At 65.5% G+C, this 26482-nt stretch carries 24 protein-coding genes and 1 pseudogene; 12 read left to right on the top strand and 13 right to left on the bottom strand.

Annotated elements, in window-relative coordinates; translation table 11 throughout:
* Positions 1–58: 58 nt before the first annotated feature.
* From BRAGE_RS0138065 to BRAGE_RS0138080, 4 genes are all read right to left on the bottom strand, one after another.
* Positions 59–841 (bottom strand): molybdopterin-binding protein, encoded by a 783-nt coding sequence (locus BRAGE_RS0138065; RefSeq protein WP_027561815.1) that lies wholly within the window; start codon positions 839–841, stop codon positions 59–61.
* 14 nt (positions 842–855) lie between these two features.
* Positions 856–1485 carry a cytochrome b/b6 domain-containing protein gene (locus tag BRAGE_RS0138070; RefSeq protein ID WP_027561814.1) on the bottom strand — a complete coding sequence of 210 codons (630 nt, stop codon included), beginning with the start codon at positions 1483–1485 and terminating at the stop codon, positions 856–858.
* 184 nt (positions 1486–1669) lie between these two features.
* Positions 1670–2224 (bottom strand): fasciclin domain-containing protein, encoded by a 555-nt coding sequence (locus BRAGE_RS0138075; RefSeq protein WP_027561813.1) that lies wholly within the window; start codon positions 2222–2224, stop codon positions 1670–1672.
* A 332-nt stretch (positions 2225–2556) separates the two neighbouring features.
* Entirely contained in the window at positions 2557–3318 is a 762-nt protein-coding gene (locus BRAGE_RS0138080) for an SDR family oxidoreductase (protein WP_027561812.1), read from the bottom strand.
* A 95-nt stretch (positions 3319–3413) separates the two neighbouring features.
* On the opposite strand from BRAGE_RS0138080, the gene BRAGE_RS0138085 reads away from it, so the two are divergent.
* The gene (locus tag BRAGE_RS0138085) at positions 3414–4943 is read left to right on the top strand and encodes a malonate--CoA ligase (RefSeq protein ID WP_027561811.1); all 1530 of its coding nucleotides are present in this window, start codon (positions 3414–3416) and stop codon (positions 4941–4943) included.
* A 174-nt stretch (positions 4944–5117) separates the two neighbouring features.
* On the opposite strand, the gene BRAGE_RS0138090 is transcribed toward BRAGE_RS0138085, so the two are convergent.
* Together BRAGE_RS0138090 and BRAGE_RS0138095 are read right to left on the bottom strand one after the other, a co-directional pair.
* Positions 5118–5975, bottom strand: coding sequence for a sulfite exporter TauE/SafE family protein (locus tag BRAGE_RS0138090; protein ID WP_027561810.1), 858 nt, complete (start codon positions 5973–5975; stop codon positions 5118–5120).
* The gene (locus BRAGE_RS0138095; protein WP_027561809.1) at positions 5972–6238 is read right to left on the bottom strand and encodes a hypothetical protein; all 267 of its coding nucleotides are present in this window, start codon (positions 6236–6238) and stop codon (positions 5972–5974) included. The genes BRAGE_RS0138090 and BRAGE_RS0138095 overlap by 4 nt, the downstream gene beginning before the upstream one ends.
* Positions 6239–6344: 106 nt before the next feature.
* On the opposite strand from BRAGE_RS0138095, the gene BRAGE_RS0138100 reads away from it, so the two are divergent.
* The 11 genes from BRAGE_RS0138100 to BRAGE_RS52270 all read left to right on the top strand — a co-directional run bounded on the left by BRAGE_RS0138100 (position 6345) and on the right by BRAGE_RS52270 (position 19677).
* Positions 6345–7250, top strand: a complete 906-nt coding sequence (locus tag BRAGE_RS0138100) for a LysR family transcriptional regulator (protein ID WP_027561808.1) — start codon at positions 6345–6347, stop codon at positions 7248–7250.
* 403 nt (positions 7251–7653) lie between these two features.
* Entirely contained in the window at positions 7654–8052 is a 399-nt protein-coding gene (gene sdhC, locus BRAGE_RS0138110) for a succinate dehydrogenase, cytochrome b556 subunit (protein WP_027561807.1), read from the top strand.
* Positions 8049–8453 carry a succinate dehydrogenase, hydrophobic membrane anchor protein gene (sdhD, locus tag BRAGE_RS0138115; RefSeq protein ID WP_027561806.1) on the top strand — a complete coding sequence of 135 codons (405 nt, stop codon included), beginning with the start codon at positions 8049–8051 and terminating at the stop codon, positions 8451–8453. The genes sdhC and sdhD overlap by 4 nt, the downstream gene beginning before the upstream one ends.
* Before the next feature lie 3 nt (positions 8454–8456).
* Complete coding sequence (sdhA, locus tag BRAGE_RS0138120) at positions 8457–10292, top strand: succinate dehydrogenase flavoprotein subunit (RefSeq protein WP_027561805.1); 1836 nt, start codon at positions 8457–8459, stop codon at positions 10290–10292.
* Positions 10293–10394: 102 nt separating this feature from the next.
* The gene (locus BRAGE_RS0138125; RefSeq protein WP_027561804.1) at positions 10395–11177 is read left to right on the top strand and encodes a succinate dehydrogenase iron-sulfur subunit; all 783 of its coding nucleotides are present in this window, start codon (positions 10395–10397) and stop codon (positions 11175–11177) included.
* Between the two features lie 190 nt (positions 11178–11367).
* The gene (locus BRAGE_RS0138130) at positions 11368–13506 is read left to right on the top strand and encodes a hybrid sensor histidine kinase/response regulator (protein WP_027561803.1); all 2139 of its coding nucleotides are present in this window, start codon (positions 11368–11370) and stop codon (positions 13504–13506) included.
* Positions 13507–13559: 53 nt separating this feature from the next.
* Positions 13560–15515 carry an ABC transporter ATP-binding protein/permease gene (locus tag BRAGE_RS0138135; RefSeq protein WP_027561802.1) on the top strand — a complete coding sequence of 652 codons (1956 nt, stop codon included), beginning with the start codon at positions 13560–13562 and terminating at the stop codon, positions 15513–15515.
* Between the two features lie 228 nt (positions 15516–15743).
* Positions 15744–16568 (top strand): FkbM family methyltransferase, encoded by an 825-nt coding sequence (locus tag BRAGE_RS0138140; RefSeq protein WP_027561801.1) that lies wholly within the window; start codon positions 15744–15746, stop codon positions 16566–16568.
* Positions 16569–16593: 25 nt separating this feature from the next.
* Positions 16594–16980 carry a VOC family protein gene (locus tag BRAGE_RS0138145; protein ID WP_027561800.1) on the top strand — a complete coding sequence of 129 codons (387 nt, stop codon included), beginning with the start codon at positions 16594–16596 and terminating at the stop codon, positions 16978–16980.
* A gap of 83 nt (positions 16981–17063) precedes the next feature.
* Positions 17064–17294 (top strand): hypothetical protein, encoded by a 231-nt coding sequence (locus tag BRAGE_RS57370; RefSeq protein ID WP_027561799.1) that lies wholly within the window; start codon positions 17064–17066, stop codon positions 17292–17294.
* A 196-nt stretch (positions 17295–17490) separates the two neighbouring features.
* Positions 17491–19677: an OmpA family protein gene (locus BRAGE_RS52270; protein ID WP_063617200.1), complete on the top strand. Its 2187-nt coding sequence runs from the start codon at positions 17491–17493 to the stop codon at positions 19675–19677.
* Between the two features lie 192 nt (positions 19678–19869).
* Here BRAGE_RS52270 and argG read toward each other — a convergent pair whose 3' ends face one another.
* The 7 genes and pseudogenes from argG to BRAGE_RS50935 form a co-directional block, all read right to left on the bottom strand.
* Positions 19870–21207 carry an argininosuccinate synthase gene (gene argG / locus BRAGE_RS0138165; RefSeq protein ID WP_027561796.1) on the bottom strand — a complete coding sequence of 446 codons (1338 nt, stop codon included), beginning with the start codon at positions 21205–21207 and terminating at the stop codon, positions 19870–19872.
* Between the two features lie 94 nt (positions 21208–21301).
* Complete coding sequence (locus BRAGE_RS0138170) at positions 21302–22078, bottom strand: phosphatase PAP2 family protein (protein ID WP_027561795.1); 777 nt, start codon at positions 22076–22078, stop codon at positions 21302–21304.
* Positions 22079–22342: 264 nt separating this feature from the next.
* Positions 22343–22837, bottom strand: a complete 495-nt coding sequence (locus BRAGE_RS0138175) for a hypothetical protein (RefSeq protein ID WP_027561794.1) — start codon at positions 22835–22837, stop codon at positions 22343–22345.
* A gap of 21 nt (positions 22838–22858) precedes the next feature.
* Positions 22859–23338 carry a hypothetical protein gene (locus BRAGE_RS50930; RefSeq protein WP_027561793.1) on the bottom strand — a complete coding sequence of 160 codons (480 nt, stop codon included), beginning with the start codon at positions 23336–23338 and terminating at the stop codon, positions 22859–22861.
* Positions 23339–23340: 2 nt separating this feature from the next.
* Positions 23341–24543 carry a 23S rRNA (adenine(2503)-C(2))-methyltransferase RlmN gene (rlmN, locus tag BRAGE_RS0138185; RefSeq protein WP_027561792.1) on the bottom strand — a complete coding sequence of 401 codons (1203 nt, stop codon included), beginning with the start codon at positions 24541–24543 and terminating at the stop codon, positions 23341–23343.
* Between the two features lie 182 nt (positions 24544–24725).
* Complete coding sequence (locus BRAGE_RS0138195; RefSeq protein ID WP_027561791.1) at positions 24726–25370, bottom strand: invasion associated locus B family protein; 645 nt, start codon at positions 25368–25370, stop codon at positions 24726–24728.
* 106 nt (positions 25371–25476) lie between these two features.
* Positions 25477–26322, bottom strand: a pseudogene (locus BRAGE_RS50935) (SDR family oxidoreductase).
* Positions 26323–26482 lie beyond the last annotated feature (160 nt).

Here is a 26482-nt window from a genome sequence, read left to right on the forward strand (position 1 = left end):
GAATTGTGAGCCGCGAGCGCGTTTACGACTCGCCACTCCCCATTCGCTACTCGCTGCCTCAGCTCCCACTAAACGAATTATACCCCTGGTCTTCCCAATAGCCGCCCTTGTAGTCGTTGGTGACTTCCATCGAGACCACGTATTTCGGATTCTTGAAGCCGAGCTTCGTCGGCACGCGGATCTTCATCGGAAAACCATAGGCGCGCGGCAAAATCTCGTTCGCGTATTTGAACGTCATCTGGGTCTGCGGATGCAGCGCGCTGCGCATGTCCAGCGGCGAGTTGTAGCCGTCCTTGTCGGCGCACTGGAACCAGACATATTTCGCGCGCGTGTCTGCGCCGATCAGCTTGAGGAAGTCGCGCAAGGGCGTGCCGGTCCAGCTGCCGATCGCGCTCCAGCCCTCGACGCAGATGTGGCGGGTGATCTGGTTGACCTGCGGCAGCTTGTAGAGCTCATCCAGCGTCCAGGACTTCTTGTTGTCGACGAGGCCGCGCACCTCGAGCTTCCAGTCTTTGCCATCGATATCGGGCGCGTCATCGAGATCGTAATAGGCGTTGAACGGGAACGGCTTCGTGATCGCGCTCTCGGGGAAAGTCGGCGCCAGCGCGTCGGGATTGAAGATGAAGGACTGCACGGCGTCGTTGAACTTCGAAACCTTCGCCAGCATGGTCTCGGCCGAAGACGAGTCCACCACGTCACAGCCGGTGAGCAGCGTCAGCGCCCCCAGGCTGGCGCCGCCAGCGATGAAGCGGCGACGGGTAAAATCCGGCATCGCCTTGATGGAGTCCTTGATCAGCAGCCGCTTGTCGACGCCGGGGATCAGGAATGAACGCTTGGCCATGATAATTCTCCTAATCAGCGGCCAATGATCATCGCGCGCAGGCTCTTCGGCACCAGCAGCGCGAGCAGGACGTGAATGACGAGGAAGGCGCAGATCGCGGCCATGCAGATGAAGTGGACATAGCGCGCGGTCGGATAATCGCCGAACAGCATCACCAGGTAATAGAGCTGCACCGGCTTCCACATGCCGAGGCCGGACAGCACGATCAGCACGCCGACCACGATGATGCCGGCATAGAGGAGGCGCTGGACGTAATTGTAGACGGTGAGGTCGTCATGACCGAGCTTGAAGGTCAGCGCGGCCCTGACGTCGTGGAGCACACCCGACGGCGTGATCGGCAGCAGCTTCTTGCGGAAACGCCCGGTGGCCAAGCCGGTGATGAGATAGGCAAGGCCGTTGATCATCAAGAGCCACATCGCGGCAAAATGCCAGAGCAGGCCGCCGCCGAGCCAACCACCGAGCGTGTATTCGCGCGGGAAGCTGAAGCCGAACAGCGGCGAGGCGTTGTAGATCTGCCAGCCCGACAGGATCATCAGGATCATGGCCAGCGCATTGATCCAGTGCATGACGCGAACCCAGGCCGGCTGGATCACCTTGGCCGGGGTGGCGCTGACCTGCTCGCCTGAGACTGTGAGGCTCGACATGATGGTTCCGTCCTGAACGTCGTCTGACACTGAATATACGCCGCTGCGTCGGCTTTCGTTACGCCCTGTCCGGCATCGAATCGATACCGTCAGGCTATGCCGGTCACAATAAAGCGAGCCGGGTGCCCCCGGCTCGCCGTTTTCGTCGCATCCGGTTTGGGGGATGAAACCGGGCTGCGCGGGGTTACGTCGCCGGCATCAGCACGGTGTCGACCACATGGATGACGCCGTTGGACTGGTTGACGTTGGAGATCGTCACCATCGAGGTGCCGCCCTTGGCATCGACGATCCAGGTCTTGCCGTCCATCTTCTTCACCGTCAGCTCCTCGCCTTCGGCGGTCTTCAGCTTCTTGCCGTCGACGAGGTCGGAGGCTTCGAGCTTGCCGGGCACGACGTGGTAGGTGAGGATCTTGGTCAGCGTCGCCTTGTTCTCGGGCTTGACCAGACTGTCGACGGTGCCAGCCGGCAGCTTGCCGAAGGCGGCGTTGGTCGGCGCGAACACCGTGAACGGGCCCTTGCTTTCCAGCGTCTGCACCAGACCGGCCGCCTTCACGGCCGCGACCAGCGTGGTGTGGTCCTTCGAATTGACCGCGTTCTGGACGATGTTCTTGGACGGGAACATCGCGGCACCGCCGACCATGACGGTCTTTTCCTCGGCACGAACAGGCGCAACGACGGTCGCGGTGATCGCGAGAGCGCTGAAGGCGGCGGCAGCGAGATAGGCAATACGCTTCGACATGGAAAGTCTCCCGATTGAATGGTGACCGGCGATGGCCGGCGTTGAGTTGGGGCAACAACGGTGGCTGCGACCTTTTTTGCGTGAAGCAGCAGCACCGTCGTTGGCCGAACTACGGGAGGGTTTGCGCAGCGGTTTCGGGAAAAAATTCTTTGTGATACGTGAAACTATGTGGGCGCGTGTTCGTGTGCGAGCGCCGCGCCAACCGGACGGTGCCGTAGGGTGGGCAAAGCGCAGCGTGCCCACCAAACGCAAATGGAGGGAGATGGTGGGCACGGCGCTTCGCGCCTTTGCCCACCCTACGGCAGTGTGCCCGTTGCGGCAGTACGCCCGCCTCAATCCCTGCTCTGCGGCGTCTGGATGAATCCGCGATTGTGCGTCGGGCTGATCAGCAGCTCGTTGATGCAGACGCGCGGCGGCATCGAGGCGATGAACGCGATGGTGCGGCCGAGATCCTCGGACTGCAGCATCTTGGCCTGCTCCTCCTCGCTCGGCACCACCGGGCGCAGCTTCAGGATCGGTGTCGCCACTTCGCCCGGCATCAGGCAGCAGGCGCGCAGGCCGTTGACGCACTCGTCCATGTTGAAGGAGTGGGTCAGTGCCAGCACCGCATGTTTCGTCGTGGTGTAGGCCGGGCCCGGCATCTTCGAGACATGACGGCCGGCCCAGGACGAGACGTTGATGATCGAGCCGTCCTGCTGCTTGCGCATCGTCGGCAGCACAGCCCGCATGCAATAGAGCACGCCGTTGAGATTGACCTGGACCAGCTTGTCCCAGCCCTCCAGTTCCATGTCCTTCCAGCTGCGCTTGGGAACATTGATGCCGGCATTGTTGACGAGCAGGTCGATCCGGCCGTGCTTTGCCACGATCTGATCGGCCGCCTTCTGGGCCTGCTCCGCGTTGGCCACGTCCAGCGCGATGGCCTCGGCCGCGCCGCCGGCCTTGGTGATCTTGGCAACCACGGTATCCAGGGCATCCCTGCGGCGGCCCGAAACCACGACGATCCAGCCGTCGGCAGCCAACGCCTCGGCGCCGGCCTCCCCGATCCCACTGCCGCCGCCCGTGACCCAGGCCACGCGTTTCCCGTTTTTGGTCATGCAAACTGTCTCCGTTGCTTCATTGGGGCGGTTTTTGCTAATCCAGCCCTCGGTTTTGACCGGCCTTGTCAGTCTTGCGGTCGAGGAAATCTTGCATGAACCAAGCAGCCAACGCCAATCTGTTTTCCCGCCTGTTCGACGGCCTCGACGACCCCAAACGCCTCGCGATCGAGACGCAGGACGGTGGCCATATCAGCTATGGCGATCTGATCGCGCGGGCCGGGCAGATGGCGAACGTGCTGGCCGCGCGCGGCGTAAAGCCCGGCGACCGCGTCGCGGTGCAGGTGGAAAAGTCCGTCGCCAATATCGTGCTGTATCTCGGCACTGTCCGGGCCGGTGCGGTCTATCTGCCGCTCAACACCGCCTATACGCTGAACGAGCTCGATTACTTCATCGGCGATGCCGAGCCGTCGCTGGTGGTCTGCGATCCCTCCAAGGCCGAGGGCCTTGCCCCGATCGCCGCCAAGGTGAAGGCCAGGGTCGAGACGCTGGGGCCCGACGGCAAGGGCTCGCTGACGGACGCCGCCGACAAGGCCAGCAGCGAATTTGCGACGGTGACGCGGGCCGGCGACGATCTCGCCGCGATCCTCTACACCTCGGGCACTACCGGCCGCTCCAAGGGCGCGATGCTGACGCACGACAATCTCGCGTCGAACTCGCTCTCGCTCGTCGGCTACTGGCGCTTCACCGACAGGGACGTGCTGATCCACGCGCTGCCGATCTATCATACGCACGGCCTGTTCGTGGCGACCAACGTGACGCTGTTCGCCCGGGCGTCGATGATCTTCCTGCCGAAGCTCGATCCGGACCTCATCATCAAGCTGATGGCGCGGGCCACGGTGCTGATGGGCGTGCCGACCTTCTATACGCGGCTGCTTCAGAACCCCGCGCTGTCGCGCGAGACCACCAAGCACATGCGCCTGTTCATCTCGGGCTCGGCGCCGCTGCTGGCCGAGACCCATCGCGAATGGTCGGCGCGCACCGGTCATGCCGTGCTCGAGCGCTACGGCATGACCGAGACCAACATGAACACGTCGAACCCGTATGACGGCGAGCGCGTGCCCGGCGCGGTCGGTTTTCCGCTGCCCGGCGTCTCCGTGCGCGTGACCGAGCCCGAGACCGGCAAGGAGCTGCCGCGCGAGGAGATCGGCATGATCGAGGTCAAGGGCCCGAACGTGTTCAAGGGATATTGGCGCATGCCGGAGAAGACCAAGTCGGAGTTCCGGCCCGACGGCTTCTTCATCACCGGCGACCTCGGCAAGATCGACGGCAAGGGCTACATCCACATCCTCGGCCGCGGCAAGGATCTCGTCATCTCCGGCGGCTTCAACGTCTACCCCAAGGAGATCGAGAGCGAGATCGACGCCATGCCGGGCGTGATCGAGTCCGCCGTGATCGGCGTGCCGCATGCGGATTTCGGCGAAGGGGTCACCGCCGTGCTGGTCTGCAACAAGGGCGCCGATGTCACCGAAGCCGCCGTGCTGAAGGCACTCGACGGGCGCCTTGCAAAGTTCAAGATGCCCAAGCGCGTCTTCGTCGTCGACGAGCTGCCGCGCAATACGATGGGCAAGGTGCAGAAGAACGTGCTGCGGGATACGTACAAGGATATCTACGCGAAGAAGTGAGGGGCCTTGACACCCTTCTAGACCCTCACCCTGAGGAGCGCGCATCTTGCGCGCGTCTCGAAGGGCGAGGCCACCGCCCGGGCCTTCATCCTTCGAGACGCGCGTTCGGCGTTCCTCAGAATGAGGAATTGGCCGTCTGGATTGCTGCGCTCGCAATGACGGAGTGCGTGGCGGCTACTGCCCGCCCACCAGGCTCATCACAAACCTGCTTCCGACGACAAACAGGTAACACCCGAACGCGGCCTCCAGCGTCCGCTTCGACATCGCATGCGCGGCTCTCACGCCGAGCGGCGCGGTGACGAGGCTCATCGGCATCACCAGCACGGCGCCGATCAGCGAGACGTAGCCGAGCGCGAAGGGGATTTGCAGTGCTGCGACGGCCGGATAGGTCGCCGCCGCAGGCCAGCCGGCGTAGATGTAGCCGAGCGCGCCGGGGATCGAGATCAGCACCGCGAGCGCCGAGGAGGTCGCGACGGCCTGGTGGATCGGACGGCTATAGAAGGTCATCAGCAGGTTCGAGAACAGGCCGCCGCCGATGCCCATCAGCGTCGAGAGGATGCCGACGCAGAAGCCGTAGACGCGCATCAGCGGCCCCTTCGGCAGATCGTCGCCGAACTTCCAGCCTTCGCGCGCGAAGATGAGACGCGCGGCCGCGGACCAGGCGACGCAAACGAACACGATCTTGAACAGTTTTTCCGGCGCGTAGCGCGCGATCACGCTGCCGGAGACAACGCCGATCACGATCGGAAGCCACCAGACGCGCAGGATCGACATGTCGACTGCGCCGCGCTTGTAATGCGCCTGGAACGAGCGGATCGAGGTTGGAATGATCACCGCGAGCGAGGTGCCGATGCAGAGCGGCATGCGCACCTCCAGCGGCACGCCGGCGATGCGGAAGCATTCGTAGAACACCGGCACGAGAATCGCGCCGCCGCCGATGCCGAACACACCGGCCAGAAATCCCGAGAGCGCGCCGGTTGCGATCAGCAGTAGCGCGAGCTCGACGACGTCAGAAACCTCCAGGCCGCTCATCGGCGGCGATCCGTCGGCAGCTCTCGCGGATGCGCGACGCAGAAGGCTGCGGCTGCGGCGAGGACGGGCGCGGAGAGGACCAGAAGCAAACCTGCGAAACCCGGGCCTTGCCGACTATAGGCCTCAAACGCGGCAAGGCCGTCGATGGCGACGCCGGCCAGCGAGAAGGCAAGCAGCGGAAGCAGTTCACCCGGCAGGACGTCATTGAGGCCGCGCGCGGTGCGCGGGTGGGGGATGGACGTCAGGCTGACATGGGTGGGCATGGTAGGTCCTGGACTTGCTTGGAGGTAGTGCAACGTAGACCCTTCCGTTTTTCAGCGCTATCTCTGCCAGCCGGCATGCTCCCTTGCGAATTACGGAAGGATGACCATGGACCAACTGGCGGCGTTGGCGACCTTCGTGCGGGCCGTGGACCACGGCAGTCTGTCAGCGGCGGCGCGATCGGTGCCGAGCTCGCTGACTTCGGTGAGCCGCCAGATTTCTGCGCTCGAGCGGCATTTCGGCACGCGCCTGCTGGTGCGGACGACGCGACAACTCGCGCTCACGGAAGATGGACGCATGCTCTACGAGCGCGCCAAATCGATCCTCGGCGAGCTCAAGGAGATCGAAGAGAGGCTGGCCGGCAATCGCCGCGAGCCGTCGGGACGACTGCGCGTGAGCGCGCCGGCATTGATGGGGCGCCTGCTGATCGCACCGCTTCTCGGCGATTTCCTGCGCGCCTATCCATCGCTCTCAGTGGACTTGCTGCTGGTCGATCGCAATGTCGATCTGATCGAGGAGGACGTTCACCTGGCGCTTCGCGTCGGGCGCATGCCCGATTCGCAGCTGGTGATGCGAAAGCTCGCGGAGGTGCAGATGATTCACTGCGCTTCGCCCGATTACCTCGCACGCCGCGGCGAACCGCATACGCCTGCCGACCTGGCGCAGCATGATTGTCTGGTGTTTTCGGATGCGCCGGGCGCTGCAACCTGGCGGTTCGGCCGCGAGGCGAACAGCGGAGCGCGGATCCGCATCTCGGGACGGCTCTGGGTCAATAGTCTCGATGCGCTCGCCGTCGCCGCAGAGAACGGAGCAGGCATCGTCCGCGTGCCGTCATGGCAGGTGGAGAAACAGCTGGTGGAAGGACGCCTGCGACGTCTGCTGCGCGAGCACGAGCCTGCGCCGGCGCCGCTGAACGCGCTATATCAACCGTCGCGACTAGGCTCGACGAAGATTCGCGCCTTCATCGATTTCCTGGTCGAGCGGTGGCGCGGAAGCGATCCCCTCAGCCGGTGATCTCCGCGGCGGGGTGGAATGCAGGCTGCGCATATCCGGACCGGATCAAATCGGATGGTGAGGACGGCGGTCGGCGCCCGGGTGAATGAGGCTGGCGACGCCTTTGGCCGATCTCAGTCCGGTTTGGACGGCATGGTCCGTTTAGAGGTGTTCCAATAGCAATTTCAACGCGCCTCGGCGCTTTCGAAATTGATGAATCAAGATTCTTTTCTTCGCTGGCGGACCGAGGCTCTGGTATACCAAGCCGCTGATTGGCCTTGTTTCATCAAGGCTCTAGGGCTGAACCGGCGTTCGATTTATGGCGATTTGGTGATTGCGCAGGCGAAATCGACTCCGTAAATAGAGCCGACCCTTCGCGATCCCCGCGCGCGCCCTGTTGGGCCGCCATAAAACATCAAAGCCCATGACCGCACGGATCGAACGACCGCTTTCACCACACATGCAAGTCTACCGCTGGACGCTGACGATGGCCCTGTCCATCGTCCACCGCGCCACCGGTATTGCCCTCTATGTCGGAACCCTGCTGCTGGCCTGGTGGCTGATCGCAGCGGCCTCCGGCCCCGCTGCCTATGCCCATGTCCAGGCCTTTACCGGCAGCATCATCGGCCGGCTGATCGTGTTCGGTTACACTTGGGCGCTGATGCACCATATGCTCAGCGGTATCCGGCACTTCGTCTGGGACCTCGGCTATGGCTTCAAGGCCAATGAGCGCGAGGCCCTGACCTGGGGCGCAGCGATCGGCGGCATCGCCCTGACGGTGCTGATCTGGATCATCGCCTATGCGATCGGAGGTGGACGATGAGCGCGACCGATACGCCGAAGCGCAGCATGCGTACCCCGCTCGGCCGCGTCCGCAATCTCGGCGCGGCGCATTCGGGCACATCCGACTTCTGGCGCCAGCGCCTCACGGCGGTGGCGATGACGCTGCTGATGATCCCGGTGCTGGTGATCATCATGATGCTGCTCGGCCGCAACCAGGCCGGCGCCAAGCAGATCCTCGGCTCGCTGCCGGTCGCCATCATCATGGTGCTCTTCATCATCGCCAGCGCCTGGCACATGAAGATCGGCATGCAGGTCGTGATCGAGGACTACGTCCATAACGAGAAGCTGAAGCTCACCGCGATCATGCTCAACAATTTCTTCTCGATCGCGGTCGCGCTCGCCTCGATCTACGCGATTCTCCAACTGTCATCCGGAGTGTAACCCATGGCCAACGAGACGAATGGCAAGGGCAACGGCGCTCCCGCCACCAACGGCAAAGCCTATCCGATCGAAGATCACACCTACGACGTCGTCGTGGTCGGCGCCGGCGGCGCGGGCCTGCGCGCCGTGGTCGGCTGCAGCGAAGCCGGTCTGCGCACCGCCTGCATCACCAAGGTTTTCCCGACCCGCTCGCACACTGTCGCGGCGCAGGGCGGCATCTCCGCCTCGCTCGGCAACATGCACAAGGACGACTGGCGCTGGCACATGTACGACACCGTGAAGGGGTCGGACTGGCTCGGCGACCAGGACGCGATCGAATACATGGTGCGCAACGCGCCCGACGCGGTCTACGAGCTCGAGCATTGGGGCGTGCCGTTTTCGCGCACCGAGGACGGCAAGATCTACCAGCGCCCGTTCGGCGGCATGACCACCGAGTTCGGCAAGAGCCAGGCGCAGCGCACCTGCGCCGCCGCCGACCGCACCGGCCACGCCATGCTGCACACGATGTATGGCCAGTCGCTGCGCCACGCGGCCGAGTTCTTCATCGAGTTCTTCGCCATCGACCTGATCATGGACGATCAGGGCACCTGCCGCGGCGTCATCGCGCTCAAGCTCGACGACGGCACGCTGCACCGCTTCCGCGCCCAGACCGTGATCCTCGCGACCGGCGGCTACGGCCGCGCCTACGCCTCCTGCACCTCGGCGCACACCTGCACCGGTGACGGCGGCGGCATGGTGCTGCGCGCCGGCCTGCCGATGCAGGACATGGAGTTCGTGCAGTTCCACCCGACCGGCATCTACGGCTCGGGCTGTCTCGTCACCGAGGGCGCGCGCGGCGAAGGCGGCTATCTCGTCAACTCCGAAGGCGAGCGCTTCATGGAGCGCTACGCGCCGTCCGCGAAGGACCTCGCCTCGCGCGACGTCGTCTCGCGCGCGATGACCATCGAGATCCGCGAAGGCCGCGGCGTCGGCAAGAAGAAGGACCACATTTTCCTTCATCTCGACCATCTCGATCCCGCGGTGCTCGCCGAGCGCCTGCCGGGCATCTCCGAATCCGCAAAGATCTTCGCCAATGTCGACGTGACGCGCGAGCCGATCCCGATCGTGCCGACCGTGCACTACAACATGGGCGGCATCCCCACCAATTATCACGGCGAAGTCCTGACCAAGAAGGACGGCGACGACAACGCCATCATCCCCGGCCTGATGGCGATCGGCGAAGCGGCCTGCGTCTCCGTGCACGGCGCCAACCGCCTCGGCTCCAACTCGCTGATCGACCTCGTGGTGTTCGGCCGCGCCGCCGCGCTGCGGCTCGCCGAGAAGCTCACGCCCAATGCCAAGCAGCCGGAGCTGCCGGCGAACTCCGCCGAGCTCGCGCTCGGCCGCCTCGACCACTACCGCTACGCCTCCGGCGGCACGCCGACTGCAAAGCTGCGCGAAGGCATGCAGCACGTGATGCAGAACAATTGCGCGGTGTTCCGCACCGGCGACGTGCTGAGCGAAGGCCAGAACCTGATCGAGAAGGTCCACAGCGGCATCACCGACATCGCCGTGTCCGACCGCTCGCTGGTGTGGAATTCGGACCTCGTCGAGACGCTCGAGTTCGACAATCTGATCTCGCAGGCGGTGGTGACGATGGACTCCGCCGCCAACCGCACCGAGAGCCGCGGCGCGCATGCCCGCGAGGACTTCTCCGCGCGCGACGACAAGAACTGGATGAAGCACACGCTGGCCTGGCTCGACGATTCCGGCAAGGTCAAGATCGAGTACCGCCCCGTTCACGACTACACCATGACCAACGACGTGCAGTACATCCCGCCGAAGGCGCGCGTGTATTGATTTGCTGCTTGTCATTGCCGGGCTCGACCCGGCAATCCATCCTTCAACGATGGAGGCACGGGTCAAGCCCGCGCATGACGAAAGAAACCAGAGGCAGGACTAATGGTTGAATTCGCACTTCCGAAGAACTCCAAGATCACTGGCGGCAAGACCTGGCCGAAGCCCGCGGGGGCGACCGAGACGCGCGAGTTCCGCGTCTATCGCTGGAATCCCGACGACGGCAAGAATCCGAGCGTCGACACCTATTACGTCGACACCCATGATTGCGGTCCGATGGTGCTGGACGGGCTGATCTGGATCAAGAACCATATCGACCCGACGCTGACCTTCCGTCGCTCCTGCCGCGAAGGCGTCTGCGGCTCCTGCGCCATGAATATCGACGGCCAGAACACGCTGGCCTGCACCCGCTCGATGCACGACGTCAAGGACGGCGCGGTCAAGATCAACCCGCTGCCGCACCAGCCCGTGGTGAAGGACCTCGTTCCCGATCTGACCAATTTCTACGCGCAGTACGCCTCGGTCGAGCCCTGGCTGAAGACGACCTCGCCGACGCCGCAGAAGGAATGGCGCCAGAGCCACGAGGACCGCGAGAAGCTCGACGGCCTCTACGAGTGCATCCTGTGCGCCTGCTGCTCGACCTCCTGCCCGAGCTATTGGTGGAACAGCGACCGTTATCTCGGCCCCGCCGCGCTGCTCCAGGCCAACCGCTGGGTCTCGGACTCCCGCGACGAGGCGACCGGCGAGCGGCTCGACAATCTCGAGGACCCGTTCCGCCTCTACCGCTGCCACACCATCATGAACTGCGCCAAGGCCTGCCCGAAGGGCCTGAACCCGGCGGAAGCCATCGCCGAGCTCAAGCTCAAGATGGTCGAGCGCCAGATCTAGGCCTCGATTATGCTACGACCCCGGCCGCGGCGGCCGGGGCATTCTACGATCGGCGTCAGTTTGAGTAGAATTTGCCACGACCCGTGTCGCGGGCGAATCATTGGAACACAACCAAAGGTTCCATTCATAAGCCGCTTCCTTCCCGGCGGGAAATTCAAGTAAGCTCTCCGGCCAGGGACCGGGAGCGACCGTGCAGGGCGCGCAACGCAACTCGCTGAGACTGCTGCAGTGGATGATGGCTGCATCCCTGGCGCTCCCGATTGCGCTGTTCGTCTTCGCCTCTACGATCTCCTACACCTCAACCAACGATATCGCCGACCGCGAGATCGAGCGCACGCTCGACGTCGCGCATGAACACGCGCTCAAGGTGTTCGAGACCATCGACCGCAGCCTCGCCGAGATCAACGAGGTCGTGCGCGGCCTTCCCGACGATGCGATCCGCGCACGCGAGCCGGCGCTGCACCAGCGCCTGAAGCGCCTGACCGATTCGCTGCCGCAGCTGAAATCGGCCTGGATCTTCGATGCGGACGGGCGGTCGCTGGTCAACAGCCTCGTCTCACCGCCGCCGGAGCAGGGCTTTGCCGACCGCGATTATTTCCTCGCCCATGTCGACCACAGCATCGGCACCTTCATCGGCACGCCGCTGACGCCGCGTCCGCCCTATCAGGGCGCGCGCTTCTTCGGCGTCAGCCGCCGCCGCGACTCCGACGACGGCCGCTTCATCGGCGTGATCCAGGCGTCCGTCCTGCCGGAATATTTCGAGAGCTTTTACGCCCGGATCGGCTCCGACCCCGGCAGCTTCTTCGCGATCGGGCGCACCGACGGCACGGTGCTGGCGCATTTTCCGCGGCTCGACCGCGATCTCCGGCTCGATCCAACCGGGCCGGTCGGCCAGAAGATCGCAGCTCACCCGGACCATGGCCTCATGACCATCGACTGGGCGTCGGACGGGATCGAGCGCCGCATCGGCTACCGGCGCGTCGCCGAATATCCGATCTATGTCAGCGCGGGCCTCGAGACCTCGGCGATTCGCGCGCGCTGGTACGCCACCATCGGCCAGCATCTGGTGTTCGGCGTGCCCGCCACCGCGCTGCTGTTCCTGCTGCTGGCGTTCGCGTTCCGCCGCACCCAGCATCTCCAGGCCGAAGCCGCCGCGCGGCGCGAGGCCGAGGAGGCGCTCAAGCACAGCCAGCGCCTGGAGGCGCTCGGTCAGCTCACCGGCGGCGTCGCCCACGACTTCAACAATCTGCTGACGGTGATCCGCGCCTCGGTCGACCTGTTGAACCGGCCGCAGCTGACCGAGGAGCGACGGCAACGCTATGTCACCGCCATCGCGGACGCCGTCGCGCGCGCGGCCAAGCTGACCTCGCAGCTGCTCGCCTTTGCGCGGCGGCAGACCTTGAAGCCGGAAGTGTTCGACGTCGGCGAGCGGATACGATCGCTGCACGACATGCTCGCCACGCTGCTCGGCTCGGCGATCGAGATCGCGATCCGGCTGCCGGCCGAGCCATGCCTCGTCAATGCCGATGCCGGCCAGTTCGAGACCGCGCTGATCAACATGGCGACCAATGCGCGCGATGCCATGCAGGGCAAGGGCAGGATCACCTTCGCTGTGCAGGTGGCGACGACCGTTCCGGACACGCTGACGCATCTCGTCGGCAGCCACGGCTTTGTCAGCGTCGCGGTCAGCGATACCGGGATCGGCATTCCCGCTGCACGGCTCGGCCGCATCTTCGAGCCGTTCTTCACCACCAAGCAGGTCGGCCACGGCACTGGTCTTGGCCTGTCGCAGGTGTTCGGCTTTGCCCGGCAGTCCGGCGGCGAGGTGACCGTGATGAGCGAGGTCGGCCAGGGCAGCACCTTCACGCTCTATCTGCCGCGCGTGCCGCCGGACCTGCTGCCGCAGCGTCAGGCGCCGAACACCGCGCCGGCATTGGCCGGCAGCGGCATGTCGGTGCTGGTGGTCGAGGACAATATCGAGCTGGCCAATTTCGCCGCCGACGGCCTCACCGAGCTTGGCTACAGCATCACGCTCGTCGACAACGCGACCGACGCGCTTGCCGAGCTCGTCGTCGACGCGGACCGTTTCGACGTCGTGTTCTCGGACGTGGTGATGCCGGGGATGACCGGGCTCGACCTCGCGCATGCCATCGGCGACCGCGGCATCGGCGTGCCGGTGGTGCTGACGACCGGCTACAGCGAGGCACTCGCGCAGGAGGGCAGACTCGGCTTCGAGCTCGTGCAAAAGCCCTATTCGATCGAGGAGCTGTCGCAAGTGCTCTACAGGGCTGCGCGGCTGCGCCGGGTGCGCGACGGCGCCGCGGAGTAACCGGTACCGTGGAACCGAAGGGAACCGATTGATTTCCTTTGCGTTGTCCGCGCATGCAGAAGCCGGCCGCAAAGCGCGAACAGGGCGAGAAGCCGCCCATCGTCGAGATCACCGGCGAGAATGGCGATGACGTCGCCCCGCCACCGCCGGAATTGCTCGAGCCCGATCCCGAGCTGTCGCCGGAGGAGGCCGAGCAGGCCCGCAAGGATTATCTGCTGACGCGGTTCTGGATCAGCGCGCGCGGCTTCTGGGGCCGCAACGGCGACCGGCTGGCCTGGCCGTTCTCGCTCGGCCTCGTCGTGCTGATCGTCCTCACCGTCGGCTTCCAATACGGCATCAATGTCTGGAATCGCGCCATCTTCGACGCCATCGAGAAGCGCGATGCGGCGAGTGTGTTTCATCTCACCGCGCTGTTCTTCCCACTCGCGATCGGCAGCATCGTGCTCGGCGTCGCGCAAGTGTTTGCGCGCATGAGCATCCAGCGGCGCTGGCGCGCCTGGCTGACTGCAAGCGTGCTGACGCGCTGGCTCAAGAACGGCCGCTACTACCAGCTCAATCTCGTCGGCGGCGATCACGAGAATCCGGAATACCGCATCGCCGAGGATCTGCGCATCGCGACCGATTCGCCGGTCGACTTCCTCGCCGGCGTGACCTCGGCGCTGCTCTCGGCCGCAACCTTCATCGTCGTGCTCTGGACCATCGGCGGCGCGCTCACCGTGACGCTCGGCGGCGCCACCCTCACCATTCCCGGCTTCCTCGTGATCGCCGCGATCCTCTACGCCGCGATCGCCTCCAGCTCGATCATGGTGATCGGCCGGCGCTTCGTGCAGGTCTCCGAGGACAAGAACCAGGCGGAAGCGGATTTCCGCTACACGCTCACGCGCGTGCGCGAGAACGGCGAGAGCATCGCGCTGCTCGGCGGCGAAGAGGAAGAGCGCGACGGCATCGACCGCAATTTTACCAGCGTGCTCGGGCAATGGGCGCGGCTTGCGGGACAACACATGCGCACCACGCTGGTGTCGCAGGGTTCGAGCCTCGTTGCTCCCGTCGTGCCGCTGTTGCTCTGCGCGCCAAAATTCCTCGACGGCAGCATGACGCTCGGGCAGGTGATGCAGGCGGCCTCCGCCTTCACCATCGTGCAGAGCGCGTTCGGCTGGCTGGTCGACAATTATCCGCGGCTCGCCGACTGGAATGCCTGCGCGCGCCGCATCGCTTCGCTCATGATGTCGCTCGACGGTCTCGAACGCGCCGAGCAGGGCGACGGCTTCGGCCGCATCAAGCGCGGCGAAACCAATAACGACGCCATGCTGGAGCTGAAGGATCTCTCCGTCACGCTCGATGACGGCACCGCCGTGGTCGGCGAGACCGAGGTGGTGATCGAGCCCGGCGAGCGCCTCCTGGTCGCCGGAGAATCCGGCACCGGCAAGAGCACGCTGGTGCGCGCCATCGCAGGGCTCTGGCCCTGGGGCGGCGGCAGCGTCAATTTCCATGCCGACCGGCGGCTGTTCATGCTGCCGCAGCGGCCTTACGTGCCGTCGGGCAGCTTGCGCCGTGCCGTCGCCTATCCCGGCGCGGCCGAGAACTGGAGCGAGGCGGAGATCGGCGAGGCCCTGCACAAGGTCGGCCTCGATCATCTCAAGGAGAAGATCGAGGAAGAGGGGCCGTGGGACCAGACGCTGTCGGGCGGCGAGAAGCAGCGCCTCGCCTTCGCGCGGCTCTTGCTGCACAACCCCGACATCGTCGTGCTCGATGAAGCGACCTCCGCGCTCGACGAGAAGAGCCAGGACAAGATGATGAAGATGGTCACCGACGAGTTGCCGAAGGCGACCATCGTCAGCGTCGCGCATCGCGTCGAGCTGGAAGCCTTCCACAGCCGCAAGATCGTGCTGGAGCGTCGCAAAGGCGGCGCCAAGCTCGTCAGCGACGTCGACCTGATCCCGCGCAAAGGCAAGCGCAAGCTGCTCGGGCGATTCCTGAGGCAGCGGAAGGCACCGAAGAAAGCGGCGTGAGGCTCGCTGTCTCTGTCGTCCCGGACAAGCGCAGCGAAGCGGAGCGCCGATCCGGGATCCATAGCCACAGGGAGAGGTTTGACGAAGACTCGGAGTGGGCACCTTGCACCACAACTCCTCCCTGTGGGGATGGGTCCCGGGTTCGCTTCGCCCCCCGGGACGACACTGAAATTGTGGCCCCAACCAAAACCAGCTATGCATGCGCCGCCTGCAACGAGGACCGCCTGCTTGACGCCCGACAACGCCCCATCAACCGCGCCGTTCGGCGCGTTTGCGCCGAATGCGGCGCAGGCCGCGATCATTCGCCTGACGCAGCAGTCGGGGCTGAAGCGCGGGGCGTTCCGGCCGTGGATGTCGCGGCTGGTCAACCTGCTGCGCGGCGGCCCGGTCGACGTGCAGTACCAGGGCGCCTCGTTCCGGCTCTACCACCAGGGCAGCGCCACCGAGCGTGGCGCGCTGTTCAATCCCGACTACAATCTCGACGAGCTCGACTTCCTGCGCCAGCACACCCCAGCGGGCGGCACCTTCGTCGATGTCGGCGCCAATGTCGGCACCTTCGCTTTGGTGATGGCGCGACAGGTGGGGCCCAATGGCAAGGTTGTCGCGATCGAGCCGCATCCGCTGACATTTGGACGGCTCTCGTTCAACCATGCCGCATCGAGAGCAACGCAGGTGCGCCTGGTGCAGGCGGCGGCCGGCGATAGCGACGGCGAGCTGATGATCGAGAGCGGCGGCGGCAATCTCGGCGCCACGCATGTGGTCACCGGCACCGCCAGCACCGAGGCGATCAAGGTGCCGTCGCTGCGGCTCACGCGCATTCTCGAAGAGGCCGGCGTCGCGCAGGTCGATTCGCTCAAGATCGACGTCGAAGGCTTTGAGGACCGCGTGCTGATCGGCTTCTTCCGCGACGCGCCGCAATCACTGTGGCCGCGCGCGGTAGTGATCGAGCATCTGTCACAAAACGAATGGCAGCAGGATTGTATTGCCGACATGGTGGCGCGCGGCTTTGCGATCGCGCGCAAGACGCGGAGCAATACGTTCCTGTCGCGTTGACGAGGACCAACAAACGGAGGTTACGATGATCGACCATCTGGGTTTCTCCGTCTCCGACTATGAGCGCGCGAAGGCGTTCTACGCCAGGGCGCTGGCGCCGCTGGGCTACAGCCTGATCATGGAGGTCACGGCAGAGCAGACCGGACACGCCGCAGCAGCCGGCTTCGGCGCGAACGGCAAGCCGGACTTCTGGTTCGGTGCCGAAGGCGCGATGAACAAGCCGGTGCATGTCGCCATCGCGGCGAAAGACCGTGCGACGGTCGACGCCTTCTACAAGGCCGCGATGGCCGCCGGCGGCCGCGACAACGGTCCGCCCGGCATCCGTCCGCATTACCATGCGAATTACTATGGCGCGTTCGTGCTCGATCCTGACGGCCACAACATCGAAGCGGTCTGTCACGCGCCGGAATAGGCGGGTTCCGAGACGCCGCGACAAGGAACATCGGCGCGCCATCATCGTTGTCGTTCTCCTGACAACTGATGTCGATGATGCTGATGCCGATCGAGCCGCCCGAGATTCCGCCGTCGACACCGGGCACTCCGAGTGAGCCGCCGCCAGGAATTCCGCCGGGCAATCCGCAGCCCGAAATCACGCCGCCGGTGCGCGAGCCCGGCGAATCACCGCGGCCCGACGAACTGCCGGGCCGCGTCCCTGAAGAGATTCCACCACGCGGACCGAACGGACCGCTCACACCGAATCCTGCGACGGACGCAACTTCGCCGTGACCATCACATGAGACGAACCATCACATGTGAGGCGATTGCAACCAGCGTCTGAATGCGCAATGAACGTCGCTATAGTGACGTGATTTACATGCAGAAATAAATCGGCCCGCGACTGCTTCGCTCGCCACAATCCGGCCTAACGCGTAGCTGTTCATCCCAACACTTCGTCAAAGAACCTTCCGGGGAAGTTCACCATATGACCAACCTTCGTTTCGTGCTGCTTGCGACCACGGCTCTGACCGCGATGCAATTGGCAAGCTCCGCATCGCATGCGCAAAGCGCTTCGCCGCTCGTGGTCGCGCAGGCCCAGACTCAAGAAACGGGCCCTGACGGAAAACCGAAGCAGCCGCCGAAGGCACCGCCAGGGGCTGCGCCGCCTGCAGCGCCCGCGCGCCCGGCTGCACCGCCGCCCGCTGCTGCACCGCCTCACCCACCCGCCGCGCCGCCGCCGGCTGCCGCACCGCCACGCCCTGCAGCGCCTCCGCCGCCACCGCCTCCGCCTGCGGCCCGTCCGGCTGCTCCGCCGCCGCCCCCGCCGCCTGCCGCTCCGAAGCAGCCTTCAGCGCCGCCTCCGGCCGCGGCTCCACAGCAGCACGCCCCGACACCGCCGCCTCCGGCACCGCCTGCTGCTCGTCCGGCGCCGACGCCGCCAGCGCCGCCGCCTGCCGCGGCTCCGCAGCAGCATGCTCCGACTGCCACGCCGCCCGCAGCACGTCCGACCCCGACGCCTCCGCCGCCTCCGGCTGGAGCGCGTCCCGCCCCTGCACCGGCGGCAACGCCGACACCCGCGACCCCGCCTGCGGCGGCTGCGCCTGCGGCCCGTCCTGGCGCGCCCGCGCCGGCAACGACTCCCGCTCCGACAGCGACGCCCGCTCCGGCGACAACGCCTGCGCCGACCGCAACGCCCGCTCCGGGCAGCACGCCTGGCGCGCCGCCAGCGGGCCGTCCCGGCGGACCGCCGCCCGGCGGTGGACGCCCGGGCGCGCCGCCGGCCGCGGGATCGCCGGCTCCGGGAGCCACGGCCACGCCGGCTCCCGCTGGCACTCCGACCCCGCCGCCCGGACGTCCGGGTGCGGCGGCGCCGGCTCCCGGTGCGACGACGCCAGCGCCTGGCGCTGCTCCAGCCCCGACGGCGACGCCGACGCCCGGCCAACAGGGTGGAACGCCTCCCGCTGGCGCGCCCGCGGCCGGAGCTCCGGCTGCGCCGCCCCAGGCCGGCGGTCTCCCGCCCCGGCCCGCGGCGCCCGCAGGCGCTGCAGCTCCGACGGTCGTCCCCGGCTCCGCGGCTGCAACGCCTCCGCCCAACCGGGCCCAATACCGCCCGCCGACGGTCGCTCCGGCCTTCCAGGCCGCGCCGACGGTTGCAGCACCGCTGCCGCCGCCGCCGCGTCCGCAGCAGCGTGACCTGACGCCGCTCGCGATCGGTGCAGGCGTGGTGGCCGGTGCGGTCATCGGCGCCACCATCGCCGACATGCATAACCAGCGACAGGAGGTCGTCGAGGGCGGCCGCACCGTCTACACCGAGCCGGACCGCATCATCATCCGCGATCCAGGCGGGCAGGCCTATGTCCGCGGCAACGATCTCTATCGCTTCCGCTATGGCGCCCGCGACATCCGCACCTTCAACGAAGGCGGCGAAACCCGCACCGTCGTGGTCCGTCCCGACGGCAGCGAGGTGATCACCGTGGTCGGTGCGGACGGCTCGCTGCGGCGGCGAATCCGCAGGGACCCCGGCGGGCGCGAGATCATCATCATCGACAACACCTACCGCGATCCGCGGGCAGTCGGCGGCTTCTATGTCGACGTGCCGCCGCCGGTCGTGAACATTCCCTATGATCGCTACATCGTCGACGCCCAGGAAGCGTCGCCGGACGTGATCTACCAGACCATGGTTGCACCGCCTGTGCAGCGGATCGATCGGCGCTACTCGCTCGACGAAATCCGCTACAGCCCCAATGTCCGCATGCAGATGCCGAGCATCGACGTCAACTCGATCAACTTCGAGACGGGATCGTGGACCATCCCGCCGGACCAGGCGGCCCGGCTTCAGGTGATCGCCGACGGCCTCAACCAGGCGATCCAGCGCAACCCGCGCGAGGTGTTCCTGATCGAGGGACACACCGACGCGGTCGGCAACGAGGTAGACAATCTGTCATTGTCGGACCGCCGCGCGCAGGCCGCGGCCGAATTGCTGACGCAGCAGTTCGGCGTGCCCGCCGAGAACCTGACGTCGCAGGGTTATGGCGAGCAATATCTGAAGGAGCAGACGCAAGGGCCGAGCGTGATTAACCGGCGGGTCACCATCCGCAACATCACGCCGCTGCTCAACGGCGGCCAGGCCTCGCTGCCGCCGCCCCCGCCCGGCACCGCGCCGCCGCGGTAACGGCACAAACAAACGCAAATGGCCGGGAGCGATCCCGGCCATTTTTGTCTTGGGCGATTACGCGCGGCCTGGTGACACGGGTGCGAACTCGCAGGGTGGGCAAAGGCGCGCACGCGCCGTGCCCACCATCACTGCCTTCGTGGAAAGGTGGTGGGCACGCTACGCTTTGCCCACCCTACGAGAGCGGCGACTTTAACCCTTGTCGCTCTCGAGCTTGAATATCTGCGAGCCTTCGCTGCCCGAGAGCAGGCCGGTCTTCGAATAGAGACCGAGCTTGGTGCGCGTGTCGGCGATGTCGAGATTGCGCATGGTGAGCTGGCCGATGCGGTCGGCCGGCGTGAAGGCGGCGTCCTCGACCTTCTCCATGCTGAGCCGTTCCGGCGCATAGGTGAGGTTCGGACTTTCAGTGTTGAGAATGGAATAATCGTTGCCGCGGCGCAGCTCGAGCGTCACCTCGCCGGTGACGGCGCGCGCGACCCAGCGCTGCGCGGTCTCGCGCAACATCAGGGCTTGCGAGTCGAACCAGCGGCCCTGATACAGCAGCCGGCCCAAGCGCATGCCGCTGATGCGGTACTGCTCGATAGTGTCCTCGTTATGGATGCCGGTGACGAGACGCTCATAGGCGATGTGCAGCAGCGCCATGCCGGGCGCTTCATAGATACCGCGGCTCTTGGCCTCGATGATGCGGTTCTCGATCTGGTCGCTCATGCCGAGGCCGTGGCGGCCGCCGATCGCGTTGGCTTCGAGGAACAGCGCGACGGGATCGGTGAAGGTCTGGCCGTTCAGCGCGACCGGCTGGCCTTCCTCGAAACGCACCACGACCTTCTCGGCTTTGACGGCGCAGTCATCGCGCCAGAACGGCACGCCCATGATCGGGTTGACGATCTTGATGCCACTGTCGAGGCTTTCGAGATCCTTGGCCTCGTGCGTGGCGCCGAGCAGATTGCTGTCGGTCGAATACGCCTTCTCGGCACTCATCTTGTAGGCAAAGCCCTGCGCGGTCATGAACGCCGACATCTCGGCGCGGCCGCCGAGCTCGTCGATGAACTGCTGGTCGAGCCAGGGCTTGTAGATCTTCAGGCTCGGATTGGTCAGCAGGCCGTAGCGATAGAAGCGCTCGATGTCGTTGCCCTTGAAGGTCGAGCCGTCGCCCCAGATGTTGACGCCGTCTTCCTTCATCGCCGCGACCAGCATGGTGCCGGTGACGGCACGCCCCAGCGGCGTGGTGTTGAAATAGGTGATGCCGCCGGTCGAGATGTGGAAGGCGCCGGACTGGATCGCGGCGATGCCTTCGTGCACCAGCTGCGTGCGGCAATCGACCAGCACGGCCTTCTCGGCGCCGAACGCTTCGGCCTTGCGCGGGATCTCGTTGTAGTCGGCCTCATCGGGCTGGCCGAGATTGGCGGTATAGGCGTAGCAGCGCGCGCCCTTCTGCTTCATCCAGAGCAGCGCCGCGCTGGTGTCGAGACCGCCGGAAAACGCGATGCCGACTTTCTCACCCTTGGGCAGGCTTTTCAGGATCGTGGTCATGGGGCTTCCAATCGGGTCTCAAAGGGCTGGTGTCAGGGCGTGGTTTGACCGCGCGAATATCAAATTTCGCAGGGCTGGGCACGCATTTAATGGCTTAGACCGAGGGCTCGGGGCCTGTCCTGCGGCCGAACAGGCGCTGGCGGAGCCGGTAGGCAGGCATGTTCAGCCGGGTCAGGGCGGCATCGACCGCCGCGTCCGAGAACCGCGTCCGCGGCCAGCGGTAGATCAGTCCGTAGAAAAGCCAGATCACGACGAAGGTGACGAGGCCGGCGATCGAGACGTCGGTGAAGAAGTGACCGCCGAAGGCCATCCGCAGGCCGCTGGTGACAAGGCCGAAGATGACCGCGCCGGTATAGGCGAGCGGCCGCCAGGCCGGCGGCGCCAGCGCGGCGGGCGCCAGCGTCCAGAACGCGGTCGCGCCTTCGCCGGAGAAGAACGAGCAATTGCGCGTGCAATCGCCGCGCGGATCCCACCACGGCACGAATTGCTGATCGCCGGCAAACTCGGTTACGACCACCGGGCGCGGCCGGCCCCAATAGGTCTTGAAAGTGAGATTGGTGAGCACGCCGGCCGACAGCGTCAACGTCACGAGCAGGAAGATGATCGCGCGCCCCGACACCATCAGCGGCCGGTCGGGCCTGATCATCTTGACCACGAGCGCGACCAGTGACGGCAGCGCGAACGCCCAGGCGATCCACATCGCGGCATCGCGCGCGACGCCGGCCCACTCATTCAGCTTGAGCGGAAACGTCTTCGTCTCGGGGTCGAAGAACAGCGACGCGAGCTTGAGATCGAGCTCGGGATAGAGGCCGAAAACCACGCCGATCACGAGCCACAGCACCAGGGCGATGAAAAGTCCAGTCCGGTTCATGGCGCGCGGTTTAGCGGAGTGGGACGGGGATGGAAACCCTGGATTCCAGCCGTTGCAACCAGCAATGAGCTGCTTCCACGACGTCGTCCCGGACAAGCGAAGCGCAGATCCGGGACCCATAACCACAGGGAGGTGTTTGGCGAAGACTCGCAGTTACCAGTTTGCGCCAAACTCCTCCCTGGGGTTATGGGTCCCCGCGTTTGCGGGGACGACACCGAGTGTGTGGCAAATTGCTTCGCATCCGGTCGAACGACGCACGTGCCTTCACCGCACATCCGGCCTCGAATTCGACGGCAGCGGCGGGGGCGGCTTGTGCGGGGGCGCCGGGATACGCCAGGCGCCGGCATTGCGGCCGGCAATCAGCCAATAGACCACGCCGGCAACGATGCCCGCGCCGGTCATGATCTCCAGATGCCGCCGCACGATGCCCTCGAACTGCAAGGTGTCGGGGTGGAAGGGAACGAGACCGAGATAGCAGGCGAGCCCGACGAGACCGCCGCCAACGGCATAAGCGAGGGCGCTGCGGATATAGAGTGCCTCAGTGACCGCGACGATCACCGCCGCCGGCACCAGCGCAAAGCCCGAGACGAAGATGAAGCCGAAGCCGAGCAGGATGTCGATCGCGCCCTGATCGACGGGGCCGGCGCCGAGATCGGCGAACTCCGGAAACAGCAGCGCAATGACGACGATCATCCCGCCGACGAAGCAGGCGGCAAGAAAGCCGATGAAGATGACGATGAGGCGGCCGATCAGTGCCATGAAGAATCTGTCCTTGCGGCCTCAGCTCGCCAGTTCCGCCGGTCTCATCTTGCGCCAGACGCCGGCGGTGCGACCTGCAATCAACCAATAGGCTGCGCCCGCGACGATCCCGGCGGCGACGATCGAAATGGGGTAGGGCCTAACAAGTCTTGGCGTGTTGTGCCCAGCCGGGATGAGTGTCTCCTCAAACGGAGCGACCACCAGATAGCAGACAAGAGCTGTCGCCGCGCCCGCAACGAGATAGACCCATAAGGCGCGGCGATCCGTCAGTTCCGTGATCGCTATTGCGACGCTTGCCGGCAACACGGTCGCGCCACATAGCACCTTGAAACCGAGGCCAAACAGTACGGTCACACCGATGAGAAAGTGCAGATGTGCGAGCCTTCGAACCGCCAGAAGAGCTTCATATTCCACCACCACGATGACGTAGAACGCCTCCGCGATCAGACAAGCAACCAGAAACGCGAGCACGATGACCGGCAAGCGTCGGATCAGCGCCATCGCTAATCCGTCATTGCCATGGCGCGCAGCGCCTGGCGCTCGCGGGCCGAGAGCTTTTCGGTCTCCGACTTGAGCTGACCGCACGCGGCGAGGATGTCGCGGCCGCGCGGGGTGCGCACCGGCGATGAATAGCCGGCATTGAAGATGTATTCGGAGAATTTCTCGATCTGGTCCCAGTCCGAGCATTCATAGGCCGTACCCGGCCAGGGATTGAACGGGATCAGGTTGATCTTGGCCGGGATGCCCTTGAGCATCTTCACCAGCAATTTCGCATCGTCGAGCGAATCGTTGACGCCCTTGAGCATCACATATTCGAAGGTGATGCGGCGCGCGTTCGAGGCGCCGGGATAGTCGCGGCAGGCCTGCAGCAGCTCCTTGATCGGATATTTGCGATTGAGCGGCACGAGCTCGTTGCGCAATTCGTCGCGCACCGCATGCAGCGAGATCGCGAGCATGACGCCGATCTCCTCGCCGGCGCGCACGATGTTCGGCACCACGCCCGAGGTCGACAGCGTGATGCGGCGGCGGGAGATGCCGATGCCTTCATTGTCGCCGACGATGAGCAGCGCATCGCGCACGGCGTCGAAATTGTAGAGCGGCTCGCCCATGCCCATCATCACGATGTTGGTGACGCGGCGCGTGCCGTCCTCGCGATCGGCCCAGTCGTTCAGGCGATCGCGAGCGACCATGACCTGGCCGACGATCTCGCCCGCAGTGAGGTTGCGCACGAGGCGCTGCGTGCCGGTGTGGCAGAACGCGCAGTTCAGCGTGCAGCCGACCTGAGAGGAGACGCAGAGCGTGCCGCGATCGGTCTCGGGGATGTAGACGCACTCGACTTCATGCGCCTTCTCGACATTGTCGCCGCTCGGCAGGCGCAGCAGCCATTTGCGGGTGCCGTCATTGGAGATCTGCTCGGCCACGACTTCGGGCCGGTCGACAGTGAAATGCTGGGCGAGCTCGGCGCGGATGCCCTTCGAGATCGAGGTCATGTCGTCGAAGCTCTGGGCGCCGCGGAAGTAGAGCCAGTGCCAGAGCTGCTGCACGCGCATCTTGCGCTGGGCAGGTGCGACGCCGATCTCGCCGAGGCGATCGGCAAGCTCGCTGCGCGACAGACCGATCAGCGACGGTTTTGCCGGCGGCACATAGGTTTCGAGTGGAGTCTTCTCCACCAATGTTGCGTTGTGCGGCTCGGCAGTCGGTTGCATCTATGGACCTGATGGTTTGGTCGTTCCGGGATGGTCCGAAGGACCAGACCCGGAACCTCGAGATTCCGGGTTCGATGCTTCGCATCGCCGCGGAATGACGGAAGAAAAATCTGGAACCGTCCCTATATAGCAACCGGAACACCCGATTGCGACCTTATCGCCTCAGCCTTAACGCCTAGGCGTTACCGCCTACAATCCTGGGCGATCTTGTCGAGCGCCTGGGCGAGGCCCTTCAGCGAGAAGGTGTCGGTCGTCTCCGTCCCCTTGGCCGAGACACCCTTGACCACGAGATCGGCGGATTTGCGCATGGCTTCCACCATCCGCTCCTCCTCGGCCGCGTTCTTGATCCAGAGGCCGTCGCCCTGCGTGTACATCGCAAACGCGGCGCCACCGACCTCGACGGTCGATTCCGAGCCCGGCTTCAGCGCGTAGCCGATCATGACCGAGACTTCGTTGTTCACCTTCTCCGCCGGCCGGGTCGAGACGAAGGCATAGGCGGGATCGCGCGGCCTGTTCGGCGGATTGGTCTTCGACGACGAGGGCTTTGCCAACGCGAAGCAGACCTTCTTGCCGTTGGGCGTCGCCGAATAGGCGCCCCAAGTGCCGAACTGGCCGATCAGCGTCGGCTCCGCGCCGCCGGCAACCGCAGCGGGCGGGGCCACGGGTTTGCTCTCGGGCTTTGCCGCCGTCTTTGCGGCCGGCGCAGCCGCTTTCGGTGCAGCCGATGCCGGCTTGGACGCCGGTTGCGCCGTCTGCGCCCGTGCGGACCCTGTGAGTCCCCACGCCGCTACGCCAGTCATCAAAGCTAAAATCAGCACCCGCCACATGCTGGAGTGGTTCCCTCAATATTGTGACTGGAAGATGGCCCGGCCGCGCGTTGTCCCCGGCGCAGGGATAGCCGGGAAAGCCCTGTTTGGGAAGGCAGTTAGCCGGTCATTCCTTCGATCGCGCGGCGCGCTGCGCGGCCCATTGTGCATCGCTCCAGCCGAGCAAATCCTCGGCACCAGAACTGCGCAGATGCGCGCCGCCGTCGATCACCACCATCTCGCCATTGATGTAACCAGCACGGTCCGACACCAGGAAGCTGGCGAGGTCGGCAAGCTCGCCGTGCTCGCCAGTACGGCCAAGCGGGTTGCGCGCGGTCCAGCCCTCGTCGCGGCCCTCGGGGCGGAGCTACCCGGATGCGCCGGCGGTCGGGAACGGGCCGGGCGCGATCGCGACGGTGCGGATGCCCTTCGGGCCCCATTCCACGGCGAGGCTTCTGGTCATCGCCAGCACCGCCGACTTCGCCATCGCCGAAGGAACGGTGAAGGCGCGGCCGGTGATGGTCGAGGTCGAGAGGATCGAGAGCACGACGCCCTTGTGCTTGCTATCGATCCAGCGCTTGCCGGCGGCGAGCGTACAATACATCGCGCCATGCAGCGTCGGCGCCAGGATCGCGTCCGCCGCGCGGAACGACAGATGCTCGCTCTGCGCGATGAAGGTCGCCGCCGCATTGTTGACGAGGATGTCGAGCGGCGCCTCGCGCCAGATCTGATCCATCATGCCGTCGACCGCCGCGCCATCGCGAATGTCGCACGCGATCGTCGTGACCTTGCTGCCGGTCTGTTCGCGCATCTCGCGCGCCGCTGCTTCGAGCCGGTCGAGCTTGCGGCCGCAGATGCAGATCACGAGCTCGGCGCCGAGCGCGAGGAAGCGGCGCCCCATCGCGGCGCCAAGACCCGAGCCGCCGCCGGTGACGAGGATGCGCTTGTCCCTGAGCAGACCTGTTTCAAACATCGTTTGAATGCTCCCTTTTCCGTCATTGCCAGCGAAGCGAAGCAATCCTGAGTCCGTCTCGCGGAAATAGTCTGGATGCTTCGCTTCGCTGGCAATGACGAGGATAGGCCCGTGCGCTCCTCAAACAAAGAATCCTGATTGTAGGGTCGGCCCAAATCCG

This window comes from Bradyrhizobium genosp. SA-4 str. CB756 (assembly GCF_000473125.1).
Lineage (GTDB): Bacteria > Pseudomonadota > Alphaproteobacteria > Rhizobiales > Xanthobacteraceae > Bradyrhizobium > Bradyrhizobium arachidis.

What these genes read in the sequence shown, in the direction of transcription:
- BRAGE_RS0138065 (WP_027561815.1), bottom strand. Translation starts at nt 841, where the DNA reads ATGGCCAAGCGTTCATTCCTGATCCCCGGCGTCGACAAGCGGCTGCTG.
- BRAGE_RS0138070 (WP_027561814.1), bottom strand. Translation starts at nt 1,485, where the DNA reads ATGTCGAGCCTCACAGTCTCAGGCGAGCAGGTCAGCGCCACCCCGGCC.
- BRAGE_RS0138075 (WP_027561813.1), bottom strand. Translation starts at nt 2,224, where the DNA reads ATGTCGAAGCGTATTGCCTATCTCGCTGCCGCCGCCTTCAGCGCTCTC.
- BRAGE_RS0138080 (WP_027561812.1), bottom strand. Translation starts at nt 3,318, where the DNA reads ATGACCAAAAACGGGAAACGCGTGGCCTGGGTCACGGGCGGCGGCAGT.
- BRAGE_RS0138085 (WP_027561811.1), top strand. Translation starts at nt 3,414, where the DNA reads ATGAACCAAGCAGCCAACGCCAATCTGTTTTCCCGCCTGTTCGACGGC.
- BRAGE_RS0138090 (WP_027561810.1), bottom strand. Translation starts at nt 5,975, where the DNA reads ATGAGCGGCCTGGAGGTTTCTGACGTCGTCGAGCTCGCGCTACTGCTG.
- BRAGE_RS0138095 (WP_027561809.1), bottom strand. Translation starts at nt 6,238, where the DNA reads ATGCCCACCCATGTCAGCCTGACGTCCATCCCCCACCCGCGCACCGCG.
- BRAGE_RS0138100 (WP_027561808.1), top strand. Translation starts at nt 6,345, where the DNA reads ATGGACCAACTGGCGGCGTTGGCGACCTTCGTGCGGGCCGTGGACCAC.
- sdhC (WP_027561807.1), top strand. Translation starts at nt 7,654, where the DNA reads ATGACCGCACGGATCGAACGACCGCTTTCACCACACATGCAAGTCTAC.
- sdhD (WP_027561806.1), top strand. Translation starts at nt 8,049, where the DNA reads ATGAGCGCGACCGATACGCCGAAGCGCAGCATGCGTACCCCGCTCGGC.
- sdhA (WP_027561805.1), top strand. Translation starts at nt 8,457, where the DNA reads ATGGCCAACGAGACGAATGGCAAGGGCAACGGCGCTCCCGCCACCAAC.
- BRAGE_RS0138125 (WP_027561804.1), top strand. Translation starts at nt 10,395, where the DNA reads ATGGTTGAATTCGCACTTCCGAAGAACTCCAAGATCACTGGCGGCAAG.
- BRAGE_RS0138135 (WP_027561802.1), top strand. Translation starts at nt 13,560, where the DNA reads ATGCAGAAGCCGGCCGCAAAGCGCGAACAGGGCGAGAAGCCGCCCATC.
- BRAGE_RS0138145 (WP_027561800.1), top strand. Translation starts at nt 16,594, where the DNA reads ATGATCGACCATCTGGGTTTCTCCGTCTCCGACTATGAGCGCGCGAAG.
- BRAGE_RS57370 (WP_027561799.1), top strand. Translation starts at nt 17,064, where the DNA reads ATGCCGATCGAGCCGCCCGAGATTCCGCCGTCGACACCGGGCACTCCG.
- BRAGE_RS52270 (WP_063617200.1), top strand. Translation starts at nt 17,491, where the DNA reads ATGACCAACCTTCGTTTCGTGCTGCTTGCGACCACGGCTCTGACCGCG.
- argG (WP_027561796.1), bottom strand. Translation starts at nt 21,207, where the DNA reads ATGACCACGATCCTGAAAAGCCTGCCCAAGGGTGAGAAAGTCGGCATC.
- BRAGE_RS0138170 (WP_027561795.1), bottom strand. Translation starts at nt 22,078, where the DNA reads ATGAACCGGACTGGACTTTTCATCGCCCTGGTGCTGTGGCTCGTGATC.
- BRAGE_RS0138175 (WP_027561794.1), bottom strand. Translation starts at nt 22,837, where the DNA reads ATGGCACTGATCGGCCGCCTCATCGTCATCTTCATCGGCTTTCTTGCC.
- BRAGE_RS50930 (WP_027561793.1), bottom strand. Translation starts at nt 23,338, where the DNA reads ATGGCGCTGATCCGACGCTTGCCGGTCATCGTGCTCGCGTTTCTGGTT.
- rlmN (WP_027561792.1), bottom strand. Translation starts at nt 24,543, where the DNA reads ATGCAACCGACTGCCGAGCCGCACAACGCAACATTGGTGGAGAAGACT.
- BRAGE_RS0138195 (WP_027561791.1), bottom strand. Translation starts at nt 25,370, where the DNA reads ATGTGGCGGGTGCTGATTTTAGCTTTGATGACTGGCGTAGCGGCGTGG.